The following is a 15,633-nucleotide window of genomic DNA, read 5'->3' as shown; positions in this document are numbered from 1 at the left end:
GAGCCCTTTGGCAATGATTCCCTCTAGAGCGGTGCATCGTTTCACGGAAACGCCGAACCGCTCTATCTCTTTGATTCTGTGCAATTCCGGACGGAAAACCGTTTCACACTTTTCCTGGAATTGCTCTAGAGGCAATCTCGAGAGGACGCAAACACCAGTTTAGCTCAAGCTGATATGAAGCCGCGGCTGTGAAACCGACCTGGCGCGGGCAAATTGGATAAATAATTTGACCAGTTGGCGACGCTGGCTTTATCTTGCGCGACATCGGTTCAACCCCCAGGCATCCCGTTTGAGCGACATTTTCTCCCGGATCGAGCATTCGCGCACCGCCGACGAGGTGGTGCAGCAGATCGAGAGCCTGATCCTCGAAGGCGTCCTGCGCACCGGCGACCGGCTGCCGGGCGAGCGCGAGCTGGCGCGCCAGTTCGAGGTGTCGCGGCCGATCCTGCGCGATGCCTTGAAGGCGTTGGAAGGGCGCGGGCTGTTGACGACACGGCCAGGCGGCGGCACCCATGTCGCAGATGTCATCGGCCAGCTGTTCACCAAGCCGGTGACCGACTTGATCTCGATGCATCGCAAGGCGGTGACCGACTATCTGGAGTACCGCCGCGAGATCGAGGCGGTGGCGGCGGAATATGCGGCGCGGCGCGCCACATCGGACGATCTGGCGCTGCTCGACCGCATCATGGCACGTATGGACGAGGCGCACCGGACCGGCAATTTCGACGACGAGGCGGAAATCGACGTCGAGTTCCATCACGCGATCTGCGAATGCGCGCACAACATCATCCTGCTGCACACGCTGCGCTCCTGTTATCGGCTGCTGTCGGAAGGCGTGTTCCAGAACCGGCGGCTGGTGTTCAGCGTGCCGGGCGCGCGCGAGGCGCTGCTTTCGCAGCACCGGGCAATCTACGCCGCAGTCAAGGCCGGCGATCCGGCCGCGGCACGGCAGGCGGCGATGGACCACATCTCCTACGTCGAACGGTCGATGGCAGAGGCCGAGCGCAGCGGCGACTGGCAGCGCGTGTCGCGGCTGAGGCTCAGGCAGCGCTCCGAGCCCGGTGACGGTGACCCGGCAAGAAAACAGCCGTAGGCACCGCCCAGAAAATTCAACGACGAACCAGCGACGAACCAGCGGAAAAGATCCATGAGCAGCATTCTCACCATCGCCGACCTCAAGGACCTGGCGCGCCGCCGCGTGCCGAAGATGTTCTTCGACTACGCCGATTCCGGCGCCTGGACCGAAAGCACCTACCGCGCCAACGAAGAGGATTTCCAGAAGATCAAGTTCCGCCAGCGCGTGCTTGTCGACATGGACAACCGCTCTCTGGAATCGACCATGATCGGCGAGAAGGTGACGATGCCGGTGGCGCTGGCGCCGACCGGCATGACCGGCATGCAGCATCCGGACGGCGAGATGCTGGCGGCGCAGGCTGCGGAAGAATTCGGCGTGCCGTTCACGCTGTCGACGATGAGCATCTGCTCGATCGAGGACGTCGCATCGGTGACCAGGAAGCCGTTCTGGTTCCAGCTCTATGTGCTGCGCGACAAGGATTTCGTCTTCGATTTGATCGACCGCGCAAAAGCGGCGAAATGTTCGGCGCTGGTGCTGACGCTTGACCTGCAGATCCTCGGCCAGCGCCACAAGGATATCCGCAACGGGCTTTCGGCGCCGCCGCGAATGACGCCGAAGCACCTCTGGCAGATGGCGACAAGGCCGCGCTGGTGCGTCGGCATGGCCGGGACAAAGCGCCGAAGCTTCCGCAACATCGTCGGCCATGCCAAGGGCGTCGGCGACCTCGCCTCGCTATCGTCGTGGACGAAGGAGCAGTTCGATCCGCATCTGTCGTGGAAGGACGTCGCCTGGATCAAGGAGCGCTGGGGCGGCAAGCTGATCCTGAAAGGCATACTCGACAAGGAAGATGCGCTGATGGCCGCCAGAACGGGCGCCGACGCCATCATCGTTTCCAACCATGGCGGCCGCCAGCTCGACGGCGCCTCGTCATCGATCATGGTACTCGAAGAGATCGCCGATGCCGTCGGCGACACGATCGAGGTGCATATGGACGGCGGCATCCGTTCCGGCCAGGACGTGCTCAAGGCACTGTGCCTCGGCGCCAAGGGCACCTATATCGGCCGGCCTTTCCTGTACGGACTCGGCGCACTCGGCAAGGAAGGGGTTACCAAGACGTTGGAAATCATCCGCAAGGAGATGGACATAACGCTGGCACTGTGTGGAAAGCGTCTGGTCACCGACATGGGCAAGGATCAGCTTCGGCGCTAAAGTCCCGTGACGGCATGACCACGGAGGCGACGCAGGCATTGACGGAGCCCGGCATCAGTTTCTACGAGGCGCGCGGACCGCAAGGCATGCGCCTTTACGCGATCGGCGATGTGCACGGCCGGCTCGACCTGCTGACCTCCATGCACCGGCGGATCGAGGCGGAGCTCACTCAAAGGCCGTCGACCGATTGGCGCGTGATCCATCTCGGCGACTATGTCGACCGGGGCCCGGACTCCAGGGGCGTCATCGATTTCCTGATCGACGCGCAAAGACGCGATCCGCGTCACCTGATGCTGGCCGGAAATCATGATCTCGGCTTCCTCGATTTTCTCGATGTCCCCGACCCGGACGGCCTGTTCATGCGCTATGGCGGCATCCAGACGGCGCTGTCCTATGGCGTGTCGCTCAGTGGGAGCAGCGCCTGGTTTGGCCGCGCCGATGCGGCATTGCGGCAAGGGCACGCCGCACTGGTCGAGGCGGTGCCGCAGAACCATGTCGAGTTCCTGGGCTCGCTGCCCTTTTCAGTGACGTTCGGCGATTTCTTCTTCTGCCATGCCGGCATCCGGCCTGGCATTGCGCTGGAAAGCCAGAGCCCGCAGGACCTGATCTGGATCCGCGAGGTCTTCCACGATCACACCGGTCTTCATCCCAAGATCGTGGTGCACGGCCATACGCCGGTGCCCAAGCCCGAGATCACAGGCAACCGCGTCAATGTCGACACCCTCGCCTGGCAGTCGGGAAACCTCACCGCGCTCGTCGTGGACGGCACGGACAAGCGGATCATGACGGTGGCCGGCGAGAGGGCCTAGGCCGTGCTGCCATGCGGCCAAGGCTCAGCCTATCGCCCGGGTAGACTCGCGGACGACCAGGTGAGGCTGATGGATGTCCCATGCACCTGTGGCAACTTCCTTCTGGGTGATCTGCCTTAACAACATTTCGACGGCGCGGCGCGCCATGGACAGGATCGGCGTAACCACCACGGTTGGCGCCGGGTCCAGGACAGCAGCGAATTCCAGATCGTCGATGCCGACGATCGAAAGGTCGGCCGGCACTTTGATCTTCAGTTCGCGCACCGCGAACAGGATCCCAAGCGTCATCAGGTTCGAGATCGCTATCAGCGCCGTCGGCCGGTCACGGCGCTGGAGAAGCTCGATCGCCCGGTCATGCGCCTGGGTTTGATCGAAATTACCGGCGAGCTGAAGGCCCGGTTCAACCGGCACTCCATGCTCGGCGTGCGCCTGGAGGTAGCCGCCAAGACGATCGTCGTTGGTCGCCAGTCCGGCGATGCCGGTGATGATGCCGATTCTGCGATGCCCAATGCCAAGGAGATGGTCGGTGGCGAGCCGCCCTGCCTCGATGTTGTCGGTCTTGATCACGTTGTAGGGCAATCCCTCGACAAACATGTCGAGCAACACAGCCGGCACCTGGATCTGGTCGACGAGGCGGCTGCCGTGTTCGGCATCGGAGCGCGTGGGAATGATGACAAGCCCGGCCACGCGCTGGACGCGCAGCATCTTGAGCACCTGGCTCTCGCGCTCCGAATCCTGTCCGGTCGAGTAGACCACCGTCATGTAACCCGCGATAAGGCAGATATTCTCGATTTCCCGGGCAACCGCCGCGAAATGCGGGTTGGCGATGTTCGGCACGACGAGGCCGATGAGCTGCGAATTCCCGCTCCTGAGCGAGCGGGCAGCGCCGTGCGGCACGTAACCGACCGCGGCAATCGCCTTGTTGACCTTCTCGATGACCTGCTCGCTGACCGGAGCCGAGCGGTTGAGAACCGCCGACACGGTGGAGATCGCGACGCCGGCGCCACGCGCTACGTCCTTGATCGTCGCCATGCAACTGCCCCGCCCATCTGATTGCCCCTTCATCTCATTGCACTTGCCAACCACTCTCGCCTGCGTAATACTCGAAACGTTTCGTGCTTACAATCAAGCTGCCGACGACCGGTCAGGGAGGATTTGGAGCGGTTCGTATTCGAAACGTTTCGACAGCAGATTGATGTATAGCGCGTCGGGAGAACGCAAGGGAGGATTTCAATGATCAAATTGTCACGGCGTACGCTTTTGCTGTCGTCGGCCGTACTTGCCGCCGGAGCGGGAATGAGGGGCGCATTCGCACAGTCCGACCAGACCGCGACCCTGAAGCTTCAGGGCTTCGGCAGCGATGCGGAGCTTTCAGCCGTCACCAACGCGGTTGCTCGTTTCAACAAGAAATATCCCAACGTCACGGTCGACATCTCGATGGACCCGATCTCGAACGGCTGGGGAGATTACGTGACGCGGGTGATAAGCGAATTCAACGCGGGCAGCGCGGCCGATGTTTACGGCACCGCCATCGAGACCTTCCAGGCTTTTTCGTCGCGCGGCCTGTGGCTCGGCCTCAACGATTTCGTATCCGCCAATTCCGGCTTCTCTGACTTTGCGCCCAGCCTGTTCGCACAAGCCTCGTACAAGGGGGAAATCCATTACATCCCCATCGGCTGGAACAACATCATGATCAATTACAATCGCGATCTCTTCGACAAGGCCGGGATTGCCTACCCCAAGCAGGGCTGGACCTGGGAGGAATTTCGCGAGGTCGCCAAGGCGCTCACCGTCAAGGACAGCGCCGGCAATGTCAGCGAGTTCGGCTACGAGGTGCCGAACCAGAACTTCTTTATCCAGCCCTGGTTCTTCAGCAACGGCACCGGCGTGCTCAACGACGACTGGACGGCCTCGAACATGCTCGATCGCAAGGTTGCCGAAAGCCTGCAGTTTCTCCACGACCTGATCCATGTCGACCGTGTTTCGCCCATCCCGGGCAAGGAGACCATGGACAATCAGTTCATGGCCGGACAAGTGGCGATGATCAGCCGTGGTCACTGGATCGTGCAGAACGCCAAGACCAACAAGGTCAACATGGACATCGCCATTCCACCGAGCAAGGAAAGCGACACGACGGTCATCGGTTTCGGCGCTTACGCCATCTCGAAGGCAACGGAGCAGCCGGATCTGGCCAAGGCGCTGGTGCTCGAACTGACCAGCGAGGAAACGCAGAAGGAAGAGGGCGAGAAGGGCGGCGGCGTGCCGGGACGCAAATCCGCGGCGGAGACGGCTGCGTTCCTGTCATTCCCGCCCAGTGCGGCGCTGTACTACCAGACACTGCCCCACACCAAGGCGGTGCCGTCTCCAGCCAACTTCCAGGAAGTCGAGAAGATCTTCATCCGCAATTACACCGCAATGATGGCAGGCGAGGTATCGATCGCGGATGGCTGCAAGCAGGCCGATGCCGAACTCAACGAGTCTTTTGCCCGCCTCAAATAGAGGTTGGCCTGAGAACCCCATGCCCTCCCCGGCGCTCTGCTTCACCGACGCGGACGGCGTCGGGCGTAGCGCGCCGATCTCCTCAACACCTGAATGCCAGAGGACTTTGTGGCAAAAATGATTGCGAAGCGGCAGGGTTTCGATCTGGCCCGCGCCCAGGCACTGACCGGGTATCTGTTCGTGCTGCCCACTTCGGTGCTCTATCTCACTTTCGTCCTGATGCCGGTTATCATCACTTTCATCTTGAGCTTCAGCTATTACGACCCGATGCTCGGTTCGCGCTGGGTCGGCTTCGATAACTTCACCCGCTTCTTCACCAATCCGCGTTCGCTGCGGATCTTCTGGAACACCCTGCGCTTCGCCTTCTTCGCGGTCACCTTCAATGTATCCATCGGCCTGCTTTTGGCCGTGGCCCTCAATCGTGCGATGCCAGGCTGGCTGCTCTATTTCTTCCGGCTCGCCTTTTTCATGCCGGTTATCATCGCCGTCGCCTTCGTCTCGATCGTATGGAGCTATTTCTTCGCCGACGACCTCGGCGTCATCAACTATTTCCTGCGTCTCTCCGGCATCCGGCCGGTGCATTGGCTGACCGACAGCAACAACGCCATGATGTCCATCATCATCATGGACGTCTGGAAGAATACCGGGTTCTTCATGGTCATCTTCATCGCCGCGCTGCAGGGTGTGCCGAAGAGCATCACCGATGCGGCACTGATGGATGGGACGCCTGCCTGGCGAACGTTCTTCCGCATCATCCTGCCGTATATTTCGCCGGTCGTGTTCTTTGCCATCGTCTACGCCTCAATCGGCGCCCTGCAAGTCTATGAATCGATCGTCATCCTTACGCAGGGCGGGCCGGGGGACAGCACGCGATCGCTTTCGATCCTCATCGTCGAAGAAGGTTTCGGCAGTTTCCAGATCGGTTACGCCGCAGCCATTTCGGTGGTGATGACAGTGATCATCCTCATCATAACGGCGATCCAGCAACTGCTGTCGCGCAAATGGGTGCAGCAATGAGCGCCGCCTCGGCCCTGCAGACGCGCGCGGCCAAGCGCTGGATCGATGCGGCGATCATCGCGGTGATGGCGGCTCTCGCCGGCGGCATGCTGCTGCCGTTCTTCTGGTTGTTCTCGATGTCGTTTCGCCCGGTGGCCGAAGCCTACAAGCTGCCGCCGAGCTTCCTGCCGCCCAGCCTCGATTTCGCCAACTACGCGCGTGTGCTGGCATCGCGCGTGCCGTTCCTGCAGATCTATGCCAATTCGCTGCTGGTGGCGGTCGTGGTGACAATCGGCCAGCTCGTCACCTGCACGCTTGCCGCCTTCGCCTTTGCCCGCCTCAGCTTCCGGGGTCGCGACGCGCTGTTCTTCATCCTGCTCGTCGGCCTGATGTTTCCGGCCCAGGTGACGATCCTGCCGATCTATCTCGGCTACGCTCGGACAGGGCTGATAAACCGGCCGATCGGTCTTGCGCTCATGTACCTCACCTCGAGCTTCGGCGTGTTCTTGATGCGTCAGTTCATGCTGAGCCAACCCAAGGCGCTCGAAGAGGCCGCGCTGATGGACGGCGCCGGCTATTTCAAGATTTTCTGGCGCATCTCGCTGCCGCAGTTGCGGCCGGCGTTGTCGGCGCTCGGCATCATCACCTTCACGCAGACCTGGAATTATTATTTCCAGGCCCGTGTGCTGCTCGGCAAGGAGCAGTCGATGACGCTGCCGGTCGCCATGGATGTTCTGCGCGGCTACCTGGCGGCGGGCAATCTCTCGCTGGTCATGGCCGCCATGAGCATGTCGATCCTGCCGGTCGTCCTGCTGTTTCTCATCGCCCAGAGATTTGTGATCGAAGGGATCACGATGAGCGGGATCAAAAACTAGAACTGTCATGCCAGTCGAGGAAATACTCATGTGGGACGACCTTGTATCCATCGATCCGCGCTTTGCCTACAAGGGCGAGCGCACCCGTTACATTGCGTTTCCATTGGGTGGAATCGGCTCCGGCGGCTTCTCGATCTCGGGAAGCGGGCGACTGATCGACTGGTCGATCCGCAACCGCCCGGCGCTGCAGGGCTACAACGGCTATTCGCATTTCGCCATCAAGGCGGAAAGAGGCGGCGAACTGGTCGACGCGCGCGTTCTCAACGGTCCTTATGATCTCAATCCGTCCGGCGCACCCGGCCTGCGCAAGATGTTTGACGGTTTTGGCCATGGTGCCAACCGGCAGACGCTGGTCGGTGTGCCGCATTTCAAGGAGGTCGATTTCTACGGCCGCTTTCCCACCGCCGATCTGGTGTTCAATGACGAGCGCTTCCCCGGCGCCGTCCGCCTGACGGCGCTGTCGCCGTTCATCCCTCACAACGATCACGACAGTTCGATGCCGGTTGCCATGTTCGAGTTCGAACTCGTCAACGACACCAAGGACGAACTGACCTACACGCTGGCCGGGACGCTGGGGAACTATGGCTCCAACAGCGGCATCCATACATTCGAGCGGCAGGACGGCCTGAGCACGCTGCGCCTCACATCGTCCGACCAGACGCTGAAGCCGGCGGATCGCGGCGACCTGACCATCGCCACCGACGCGGCCGATGTCGACCACACCGATTATCATTATCGCGGCCAATGGTTCGACAATTTGGCCGTATTCTGGAAAGAATTCGCGCGTCCCGGGCGGCTGCCCGAGCGGCGCTACGACCAGCCTCGAACGTCCAGGCATATGAGCCTGCAGCCCGAACACGGCACCTTGGCGGCGCGCGTCACGGTTCCGGCCGGCGGGCGAAAGAAGGTGCGCTTTGTCATATCCTGGAATTTTCCGATCGGCGACATCTATTGGGCATTCCGCACCTCGCCCGATGCGCCGATCCCGGATCGCGAAACGCCGACCTGGCGCAACTACTATGCCAACCACTGGGCAGGCTCAGAAGCGAGCGCACGCGATGCGCTGCGTCGCTGGGATGCGCTCGCCGGTGAGACCATGGCCTTCCGGGACAGTATCTTCGGCTCGACATTGCCGGCCGAGATCAAGGATGCCGCAACCGCGACGCTTGCGCTCCTGCGCACCGCGACGGTGATCCGGCTGGAGGGCGGTGAGATCTGGGCGTGGGAAGGCCAGCACACCCAGGACGGCTCCTGCGAGGGAACCTGCACGCATGTCTGGAACTACCAGCAGGCGCTGGCGCATCTGTTCCCAAAGCTGGAGCGCACGCTGCGCGAGACCGAATTCACCTACAACCAGCTGCCCACCGGCGGCCTTACTTTTCGCCAGAAGCTACCGCTCGGCGCCGGTTTTGACATCATCGGCCCCTGCGCCGACGGGCATTTCGGCGCGGTGATCAAGACCTATCGCGACTGGAAGCTGTCGGGCGATACAGAATGGTTGAGACGCTACTGGCCGAATATCCGGCGTGCGGTCGAATATGCGTGGAGCGAGGATAATCCGGACCGCTGGGATCCGGATGAATCAGGCGTTCTTTCCGGCCGTCAGCACCAGACCCTCGACATGGAACTTTTCAATCCGAACTCCTGGCTTGGCTCGATGTATGTGGCGGCGCTGCTTGCGGCATCTGAAATGGCGACGGCGCTGGGCGAGGCGGATTTCGCCGATAGATGCGGCAATCTCGGTCGGAACGGCGCAAGCTACATCGACGAGAAGCTGTTCAACAGCCGTTGGTTCGTCCAGGACATCGATCTTTCCGACAAAAGCGTGCTGGCGCCGTTCGACGTCGGCCGCAAGGCCGGCGTACTCGCCGACGGTTTCATGGAGACCTATTGGTCGGACGAGTATTCCGAGCTGAAATACCAGATGGGCGAAGGCTGCGTCACCGACCAGATCCTCGGGCAATGGCACGCCGAGGTGGCGGGGCTGGGCGGCTTCCTCGATGACCGCAAGGTCGAGGCGGCGCTCAAGGCGGTGCACGCCAACAATTTTCGCCCGAGCCTCGAGAACCACTTCAACCCAGGCCGAAACTATGCGTATGAGGACGAGGGTGGATTGCTGGTGGCGACCTATCCCGAAGGTGTGCGCCAGCCGATGGTTGCAGCACCTTATGCCGAGGAGGTATGGACCGGCATTGAATATATGGCGGCCTCCCACATGATCATGCGCGGGCTGATTGACGAGGGCCTGAGCATCGTTCGCGCCGCTCGCGACCGGCACGACGGCTCGCGCCGCAATCCCTGGAACGACATCGAATGCGGTTCCTATTATGCCCGCTCCATGTCCGCATGGCAGTTGGTCAACGCCTGGGCGGGCCTCAGCGCCGACCTCGTCGCAGGGCGCATCAGCTTTGCGCCCAAGGACCGGGGCGACTACACGGCGTTCTGGTCGGCCGGCAACGCCTTCGGCGAACTGAGCCGCAAGGCTGGAGAGCTGACGCTCGCGGTGCTTGGCGGCAGCCTCGACATCTCTGAAATTGCCGTTGCCGGTCTTGGCGTGCATCGGCTTCCGGAGCGCCGGGCAATCGGCACGGGAGCGCGCCTGGTCCTGCAATTTGGGTCCGGAACCCCGGCGGTGGCATGATGGCTGCGATTGAACTCAGGGATGTCAGGAAAAGCTTCCAGGCGCTCGAGGTGATTCACGGCATCAACCTGGCGGTCGACGAAGGCGCGTTCACGGTGTTCGTTGGCCCCTCGGGCTGCGGCAAGTCCACTCTGCTCAGGATGATCGCCGGCCTTGAAGAGATAAGTTCAGGAGAGATCCGCATCGACGGCAAGCGCTGCGACCACCTGCTGCCGTCGGCGCGCGGCATGGCCATGGTTTTCCAGTCGTATGCGCTTTACCCCCACATGAACGTCGCGCAAAACCTGCGTTTCGGCCTGGAGAACCTCAAGCTGCCGAAACCGGAGATCGACGCGCGGGTGGCCAAGGCGGCGGGTATCCTGGAGATTGCGCATCTGATGAAGCGGCGGCCAAGCCAGCTGTCCGGCGGGCAGAGCCAGCGCGTCGCCATTGGTCGTGCGATTGTCAAGGAACCGAAGGCGTTTCTGTTCGACGAGCCGCTGTCCAACCTCGATGCCGAGCTGAGGGTAAAGATGCGTGGTGAGCTTGTGTCATTGCACCGCCGGCTCGGCTCGACGATGATCTATGTCACGCATGACCAGGTCGAAGCCATGACCATGGCCGACCAGATAGTGGTCCTGCGAGACGGGGCGGTCGAGCAAGTGGGATCGCCCATCGACCTTTATGCCCGCCCCGCCAATCAGTTCGTCGCCGGCTTCCTCGGCGCACCGCAAATGAACTTTGTCCAAGGCAAGATTGGCAGGCTGAACGGCTCCTTGGGCCTGACACTTGGCGAGGGCGTGACCGTTGCGCTGCCCGGCCGCAGTGTCGAGTTGCCGGACGGCACACCTATAACGATCGGCGTCCGCCCCGAACATGTCGAGATAGGCAGCGGGCCGCTCAAGGCCCGGATCGAGACGACAGAAATCCTCGGTTCGGAAACCGTAATCCATGCACGACTTGACTCGGGGCTGGGCTTCACCGTGACGCGACGGGGAATATCCGGCGCCAAAGCCGGCGAGGATTTGTCGCTTGCGCTGCCCGCCGCCTTTGTTCACCTGTTCGACGACAAGGGCATGGCGGTCGGCGCAACGTCGGACTGGCGCAGCGACTATGTGAGGTGACGTCGATCAGAGCTCGAAGTCATTCGTCGACTGACGTCCAAAGTGGGTGACGTCCGGAGCGGGATCCATCCAAATTGAATCGGGATCCTACGCAGTTGCCGCATTTCTGGGACGCCAAGTGAGTCCGCTTGGCTGCAAAAGCTCTAGCGAAGCGCGGCGGTGACGCCGTAGCCGTCGACGGCATTGTGGTCGTTGGCCGCGTCGGCGGAATAAATACCGAGGCCGCACAACACGATAGCCGACAACATGACAAAGGACAAAAAGGCTGCTTTCACGGACGTCATCTCTTGTTGAGCTTCCTGCATCTATGCACGAGCGGGTTACCAATGCGTTGAAACGCAAAACACGTCGCAAATGTCTGACGGTTTCGCGCTTCTAGGTATGTTCTGTATCGGCGGTGTGTCGCGCGGGTCACAGGAAAGGTTCATCGCGGTTGCACGCAAGATGCAGAGCGGGCGCCTTTTAGGCTGGCCGACAGACACAGGCCAAGGATGAAACGCGTTATCCCCGGAGGATTTGCCCCCGCGTGCCAAATATGCAACGTCGCCAACTACGCTGACTGTATGAGCCGTCAGATCGTCGCCACCCAGGCGCGGGCGATGGCCAGGCCGGCGGCATCGGCTTGCGGTCCGTTGCGGGCCATTTCATCGTCGAGCCGGACGGCCCATTCCGGATTGCGTTCGGCGATCAGCGGTGCGAAGGACGTGCTCCAGTCGCGAACCATCGGCCGGTCGGCCTCGAAATGGAACTGGAAGCCGTAGACGGCGCGGCCGATGCGGAACGCCTGGTTCTCGGCGACGGCGTTGCCAGCCAGTCGCACGGCCCTCTCGGGCAAGACAAAGGTGTCGTCGTGCCATTGGAAGATCGGGAATTTTTCGGGCAAGGCGGCGAGCACCGGATCGGCCTGCGCCGCCGCGGTAAGCGCGACCTCCTGCCAGCCGAATTCCGAGGCACCGCCTATCTGGTTCTCGCCGCCAAAGGCGCGCGCTACCAACTGGCTGCCAAGGCAGATGCCGAGCACCGCGCGATCCCTCTCGCCAAAGTCGCGCGTCAGATCGAGCAGACCCGCGAAATAAGGACAGAGCTCGTCGTCCAGCGCATTCTGGGCGCCGCCGAGCACCACCATAGCGTCATGCTCGCCGCTAGCTTGCGGCAGCGCGTCGCCGCGATAGGGCCGGCGCAGGTCGATATCGGCGCCCGCCTCGACCAGCGCCGCGCCGATCTGGCCAAGGCCCTCATTGTCGAAGTTCTGGACCACCAAGACCCGCATCGAAACCTGCTGACATTAAATTGATGCAACGAGCGATATCATGGCGCCAGCATTGCAGCCAACAGGGAACGCCTATGCCACTGCAAAACCGGGTCGATCCATTCGGCGCCATCCATGCCGTACCGGAGCGCGGCCTGTTCATGGGCAATCGCGGCATTATTCACGACCCCGAGACGAGAACGCTGTTGAAGAAGCGCTGGGCGCTGCAAGCCTGGATCATCTGCGCCTGCGAATACGGCGACGTGCGGCGCGAGCCGATGGGGCGCAACCGGCAAAGCGACGACCAATTGGGCGGCAAGGCCGGCTGGACCGAGCTGTTTTTCCTCGACGAGGTGACGGCACTTGCCGCCGGGCACCGCCCCTGCTTCTTCTGCCGGCGCGAGCGAGCCAGGGATTTTGTCCGGCGTTTCGGCGACGCCTTCGGCATTGCCGAGCCACGCGCGCCGCAGCTCGACAAGCGCCTGCACAAGGAGCGGCTGGCATCGGGCGGACAGGCGCCGAGACTGAAACCGGAGGCGCTTGCGGACTTGCCTGACGGCACGATGATCTCGTCGGGAAACAGGACGTACGCCCTGTTTGACGGCGCCGCGCTGCCCTGGAGTTTCGGCGGCTATGGCGAACCGGTGGGGTTCGGCGGTTTTACCGACAGTCCAATCCGCGTGCTCACGCCGGCGACAACTGTTTCGGTGCTAAGGCAGGGCTACGAGCCTGTCTGGCATCCTTCCGCCGAGGCTTGACGACGAGGGTGACGTTGCCGCATTCCTCGGCGATGCGCGCCAATTACAAGATGCAGCGGCTGTTCGTGCCGGACGAGCTTGGACCGGACATCGAGTTCGACGTCGGCCCGCAGCAGAGCCATTATCTCTCGCATGTGCTGCGGCTCGGCGAAGGCGCCGAAATTCTGGTCTTCAATGGCCGCGACGGCGAATGGTCGGCGGCAATCGCCGCGAAATCGAAGAAGGCGGTGCGCCTGAAGATGATGGAACTGCAGCGGCCGCAGCCGCCGCTGCCCGATCTCGTCTATTGCTTCGCGCCGCTGAAGCAGGGGCGGCTCGACTACCTCGTGCAAAAGGCGGTGGAGATGGGCGCCGGCATCCTGCAGCCGGTCATCACCCAGCATACGCAAGTGGCAAAACCAGGCATCGAGCGCCTGCGCGCCAATGTCGTCGAGGCGGCCGAACAATGCGGCATATTGGCGGTGCCGGAGCTGCGCGAAGCGGAAAAATTCGAGCGCCTGCTCAGCAACTGGGACCGAGAGCGGCGGCTGATCTTCTGCGACGAGGACGCATCGACCAACAATCCCCTGCCCGCATTGCAGGCGGTGCGGGAGGGAAAGCTCGGTCTGCTGGTCGGACCGGAGGGCGGCTTTTCCGACGATGAACGCAGGATGCTGAGAGCGCTGCCCTTCGTTACCGCCATTCCGCTCGGGCCGCGCATCCTGCGAGCGGATACGGCGGCGGTGGCAGCTTTGGCGCTGATCCAGGCGACAATCGGGGATTGGTGATCAATTCCCGTTACCCTCTGGCTCAGGATTTTTCGCTTGATCGGCTACTGACATTTCGTCCATCTAGCGCCGGCAGTGGCCGCGTGTCCTTTCGGGCGCGCAAAGGACGCTGTAGCATTTGATTGGGCACCTGATCCCTTCCGAAAATCGAAGCCGATTTTCGGGGTCATGTGCGGAGGGCTATTATGGCGCGCGATACTACCGATTTCCGGCCGATCGAAGGCGTCGACGAACTCGTCGAGCACCTGGCCGAAGGCAACAAGCCGCGCGACAAATGGCGCATCGGCACCGAGCACGAGAAATTCCCGTTCTATGTCGACGGCAATGCGCCGGTGCCCTATGGCGGCGAGCGCGGCATTCGCGCCATCCTCGAAGGCATGCAGGACAAACTCGGCTGGGACCCGATCATGGATGCCGGCCGCATCATCGGCCTGGTCGAGCCGACCGGCCAGGGCGCGATTTCGCTGGAACCCGGCGGCCAGTTCGAACTTTCCGGCGCGCCGCTGGAGACGATCCACCAGACCTGCCGCGAAGGCAATGCGCATCTGGCGCAGGTGCGCGAGATCGCCGAACCGATGGGCATCCGCTTCCTCGGCCTTGGCGGCAGCCCGAAATGGTCACTGGCCGAGACGCCGAAGATGCCGAAGTCGCGCTACGAGATCATGACCCGCTATATGCCCAAGGTCGGCACCAAAGGTCTCGACATGATGTACCGGACCTGCACGATCCAGGTGAACCTCGACTTCGAGAGCGAAGCCGACATGCGCCGCAAGATGCAGGTGTCGCTGAAGCTGCAGCCGCTGTCGACGGCGCTGTTTGCCAACTCGCCCTTCACCGAAAGCCGGCCGAACGGCTTGCAGAGCTGGCGCGGCGAGATCTGGCGCGACACCGACAATCAGCGCTCCGGCCTGCTCGAATTCTGCTTCTCGCCCGATTTCGGCTTTGCCGACTATGTCGAATGGGCGCTCGACGTGCCTATGTATTTCGTCATCCGCGACGGCCAATACCATGACATGACGCACATCACCTTCCGCCAGTTCATGACGGGCGCCGCCCGCAACGAATTGCCGGACGGGCTGCCGACGATGGGCGATTGGGCGAACCATCTGTCGACGCTGTTCCCGGACGTGCGGCTGAAGCGCTTTCTCGAAATGCGCGGCGCCGATGGCGGGCCGTGGCGGCGCATCTGCGCGCTGCCGGCCTTCTGGGTCGGGCTGCTCTACGATGCGGCGGCGCTCGACGCCGCCAAGGCACTGACCTCGAGCTGGAGCTACGACGAAGTGCTGGCAATGCGCAACGCGGTGCCGGAACAGGGCATTTCGGCGCCCTTCCGCAACACGACGTTGCGCGAGATCGCCCGCGACGTGCTCGTCATCTCGCGCATGGGACTGAAGAACCGCGGCCGCAAGAACCGCGACGGCTATGACGAGACCTCGTTCCTCAACACGCTGGACGAGGTCGTCGCGCGCGGCACGACCAGCGCCGAAGAGATGCTCTCGGCCTACCACACACGCTGGGGCGGCTCGATCGAGCCGGTGTTCATGGAATACGCGTATTAACGCTTCGCTATCGGCTTGGCCGATGGTCCGGCAAATTCGCTTCAATCAGTGATGGAAACGAACTAGGCTTCTCCAACGAGGATTTTCCCGGAG

The 15,633-nt window shown here is 62.3% G+C and carries 14 protein-coding genes; 11 read left to right on the top strand and 3 right to left on the bottom strand.

Going from position 1 to position 15,633, the window contains the following annotated elements; all coding sequences use genetic code 11:
- Positions 1–289 precede the first annotated feature (289 nt).
- Genes NKH21_RS26540 through NKH21_RS26530 form a run of 3 tightly spaced genes read left to right on the top strand, consistent with a single transcriptional unit; the run spans position 290 to position 3,093 of the window.
- On the top strand, positions 290–1,093 hold the full coding sequence (locus NKH21_RS26540; RefSeq protein WP_352663981.1) for a FadR/GntR family transcriptional regulator: 804 nt from the start codon (positions 290–292) through the stop codon (positions 1,091–1,093).
- Positions 1,094–1,147: 54 nt separating this feature from the next.
- Positions 1,148–2,284, top strand: a complete 1,137-nt coding sequence (locus NKH21_RS26535; RefSeq protein WP_352663983.1) for an alpha-hydroxy acid oxidase — start codon at positions 1,148–1,150, stop codon at positions 2,282–2,284.
- Positions 2,285–2,322: 38 nt separating this feature from the next.
- The gene (locus tag NKH21_RS26530) at positions 2,323–3,093 is read left to right on the top strand and encodes a metallophosphoesterase family protein (protein ID WP_352664347.1); all 771 of its coding nucleotides are present in this window, start codon (positions 2,323–2,325) and stop codon (positions 3,091–3,093) included.
- 24 nt (positions 3,094–3,117) lie between these two features.
- Here NKH21_RS26530 and NKH21_RS26525 read toward each other — a convergent pair whose 3' ends face one another.
- Entirely contained in the window at positions 3,118–4,125 is a 1,008-nt protein-coding gene (locus NKH21_RS26525) for a LacI family DNA-binding transcriptional regulator (RefSeq protein ID WP_352663985.1), read from the bottom strand.
- A 201-nt stretch (positions 4,126–4,326) separates the two neighbouring features.
- On the opposite strand from NKH21_RS26525, the gene NKH21_RS26520 reads away from it, so the two are divergent.
- The 5 genes from NKH21_RS26520 to NKH21_RS26500 all read left to right on the top strand — a co-directional run bounded on the left by NKH21_RS26520 (position 4,327) and on the right by NKH21_RS26500 (position 11,207).
- Positions 4,327–5,592 (top strand): ABC transporter substrate-binding protein, encoded by a 1,266-nt coding sequence (locus tag NKH21_RS26520; protein WP_352663987.1) that lies wholly within the window; start codon positions 4,327–4,329, stop codon positions 5,590–5,592.
- A gap of 117 nt (positions 5,593–5,709) precedes the next feature.
- Positions 5,710–6,609, top strand: coding sequence for a carbohydrate ABC transporter permease (locus NKH21_RS26515; protein WP_352663989.1), 900 nt, complete (start codon positions 5,710–5,712; stop codon positions 6,607–6,609).
- The gene (locus tag NKH21_RS26510) at positions 6,606–7,463 is read left to right on the top strand and encodes a carbohydrate ABC transporter permease (RefSeq protein WP_352868525.1); all 858 of its coding nucleotides are present in this window, start codon (positions 6,606–6,608) and stop codon (positions 7,461–7,463) included. Before NKH21_RS26515 ends, NKH21_RS26510 begins: the two co-directional genes overlap by 4 nt.
- A gap of 28 nt (positions 7,464–7,491) precedes the next feature.
- Entirely contained in the window at positions 7,492–10,104 is a 2,613-nt protein-coding gene (locus NKH21_RS26505) for a GH116 family glycosyl-hydrolase (protein WP_352663993.1), read from the top strand.
- A complete protein-coding gene (locus NKH21_RS26500; protein ID WP_502903373.1) occupies positions 10,104–11,207 on the top strand; it encodes an ABC transporter ATP-binding protein in 1,104 nt (367 codons plus the stop codon). The genes NKH21_RS26505 and NKH21_RS26500 overlap by 1 nt, the downstream gene beginning before the upstream one ends.
- Before the next feature lie 143 nt (positions 11,208–11,350).
- Here NKH21_RS26500 and NKH21_RS26495 read toward each other — a convergent pair whose 3' ends face one another.
- Positions 11,351–11,491 (bottom strand): hypothetical protein, encoded by a 141-nt coding sequence (locus NKH21_RS26495; RefSeq protein WP_292664785.1) that lies wholly within the window; start codon positions 11,489–11,491, stop codon positions 11,351–11,353.
- Between the two features lie 287 nt (positions 11,492–11,778).
- The gene (locus tag NKH21_RS26490; protein WP_352663997.1) at positions 11,779–12,477 is read right to left on the bottom strand and encodes a type 1 glutamine amidotransferase; all 699 of its coding nucleotides are present in this window, start codon (positions 12,475–12,477) and stop codon (positions 11,779–11,781) included.
- A 74-nt stretch (positions 12,478–12,551) separates the two neighbouring features.
- Between NKH21_RS26490 and NKH21_RS26485 the strand changes: the two genes are divergently transcribed.
- From NKH21_RS26485 to NKH21_RS26475, 3 genes are all read left to right on the top strand, one after another.
- Positions 12,552–13,214, top strand: coding sequence for a hypothetical protein (locus tag NKH21_RS26485; protein WP_352663999.1), 663 nt, complete (start codon positions 12,552–12,554; stop codon positions 13,212–13,214).
- Positions 13,215–13,246: 32 nt separating this feature from the next.
- Positions 13,247–13,981, top strand: a complete 735-nt coding sequence (locus NKH21_RS26480) for a 16S rRNA (uracil(1498)-N(3))-methyltransferase (RefSeq protein WP_352664349.1) — start codon at positions 13,247–13,249, stop codon at positions 13,979–13,981.
- Between the two features lie 185 nt (positions 13,982–14,166).
- Complete coding sequence (locus NKH21_RS26475) at positions 14,167–15,540, top strand: glutamate--cysteine ligase (protein ID WP_352664001.1); 1,374 nt, start codon at positions 14,167–14,169, stop codon at positions 15,538–15,540.
- Positions 15,541–15,633: the final 93 nt, after the last annotated feature.

This window comes from Mesorhizobium sp. M1329 (genome assembly GCF_040318035.1).
GTDB lineage: Bacteria > Pseudomonadota > Alphaproteobacteria > Rhizobiales > Rhizobiaceae > Mesorhizobium.
The sequence above is the reverse complement of the archived record's forward strand: the minus strand, read 5'-3'. Positions and strand labels throughout refer to the sequence as shown.

What these genes read in the sequence shown, in the direction of transcription:
- NKH21_RS26500 (WP_502903373.1), top strand. Translation starts at nt 10,104, where the DNA reads ATGGCTGCGATTGAACTCAGGGATGTCAGGAAAAGCTTCCAGGCGCTC.
- NKH21_RS26520 (WP_352663987.1), top strand. Translation starts at nt 4,327, where the DNA reads ATGATCAAATTGTCACGGCGTACGCTTTTGCTGTCGTCGGCCGTACTT.
- NKH21_RS26525 (WP_352663985.1), bottom strand. Translation starts at nt 4,125, where the DNA reads ATGGCGACGATCAAGGACGTAGCGCGTGGCGCCGGCGTCGCGATCTCC.
- NKH21_RS26495 (WP_292664785.1), bottom strand. Translation starts at nt 11,491, where the DNA reads ATGACGTCCGTGAAAGCAGCCTTTTTGTCCTTTGTCATGTTGTCGGCT.
- NKH21_RS26515 (WP_352663989.1), top strand. Translation starts at nt 5,710, where the DNA reads ATGATTGCGAAGCGGCAGGGTTTCGATCTGGCCCGCGCCCAGGCACTG.
- NKH21_RS26485 (WP_352663999.1), top strand. Translation starts at nt 12,552, where the DNA reads ATGCCACTGCAAAACCGGGTCGATCCATTCGGCGCCATCCATGCCGTA.
- NKH21_RS26510 (WP_352868525.1), top strand. Translation starts at nt 6,606, where the DNA reads ATGAGCGCCGCCTCGGCCCTGCAGACGCGCGCGGCCAAGCGCTGGATC.
- NKH21_RS26535 (WP_352663983.1), top strand. Translation starts at nt 1,148, where the DNA reads ATGAGCAGCATTCTCACCATCGCCGACCTCAAGGACCTGGCGCGCCGC.
- NKH21_RS26480 (WP_352664349.1), top strand. Translation starts at nt 13,247, where the DNA reads ATGCGCGCCAATTACAAGATGCAGCGGCTGTTCGTGCCGGACGAGCTT.
- NKH21_RS26475 (WP_352664001.1), top strand. Translation starts at nt 14,167, where the DNA reads ATGGCGCGCGATACTACCGATTTCCGGCCGATCGAAGGCGTCGACGAA.
- NKH21_RS26505 (WP_352663993.1), top strand. Translation starts at nt 7,492, where the DNA reads ATGTGGGACGACCTTGTATCCATCGATCCGCGCTTTGCCTACAAGGGC.
- NKH21_RS26490 (WP_352663997.1), bottom strand. Translation starts at nt 12,477, where the DNA reads ATGCGGGTCTTGGTGGTCCAGAACTTCGACAATGAGGGCCTTGGCCAG.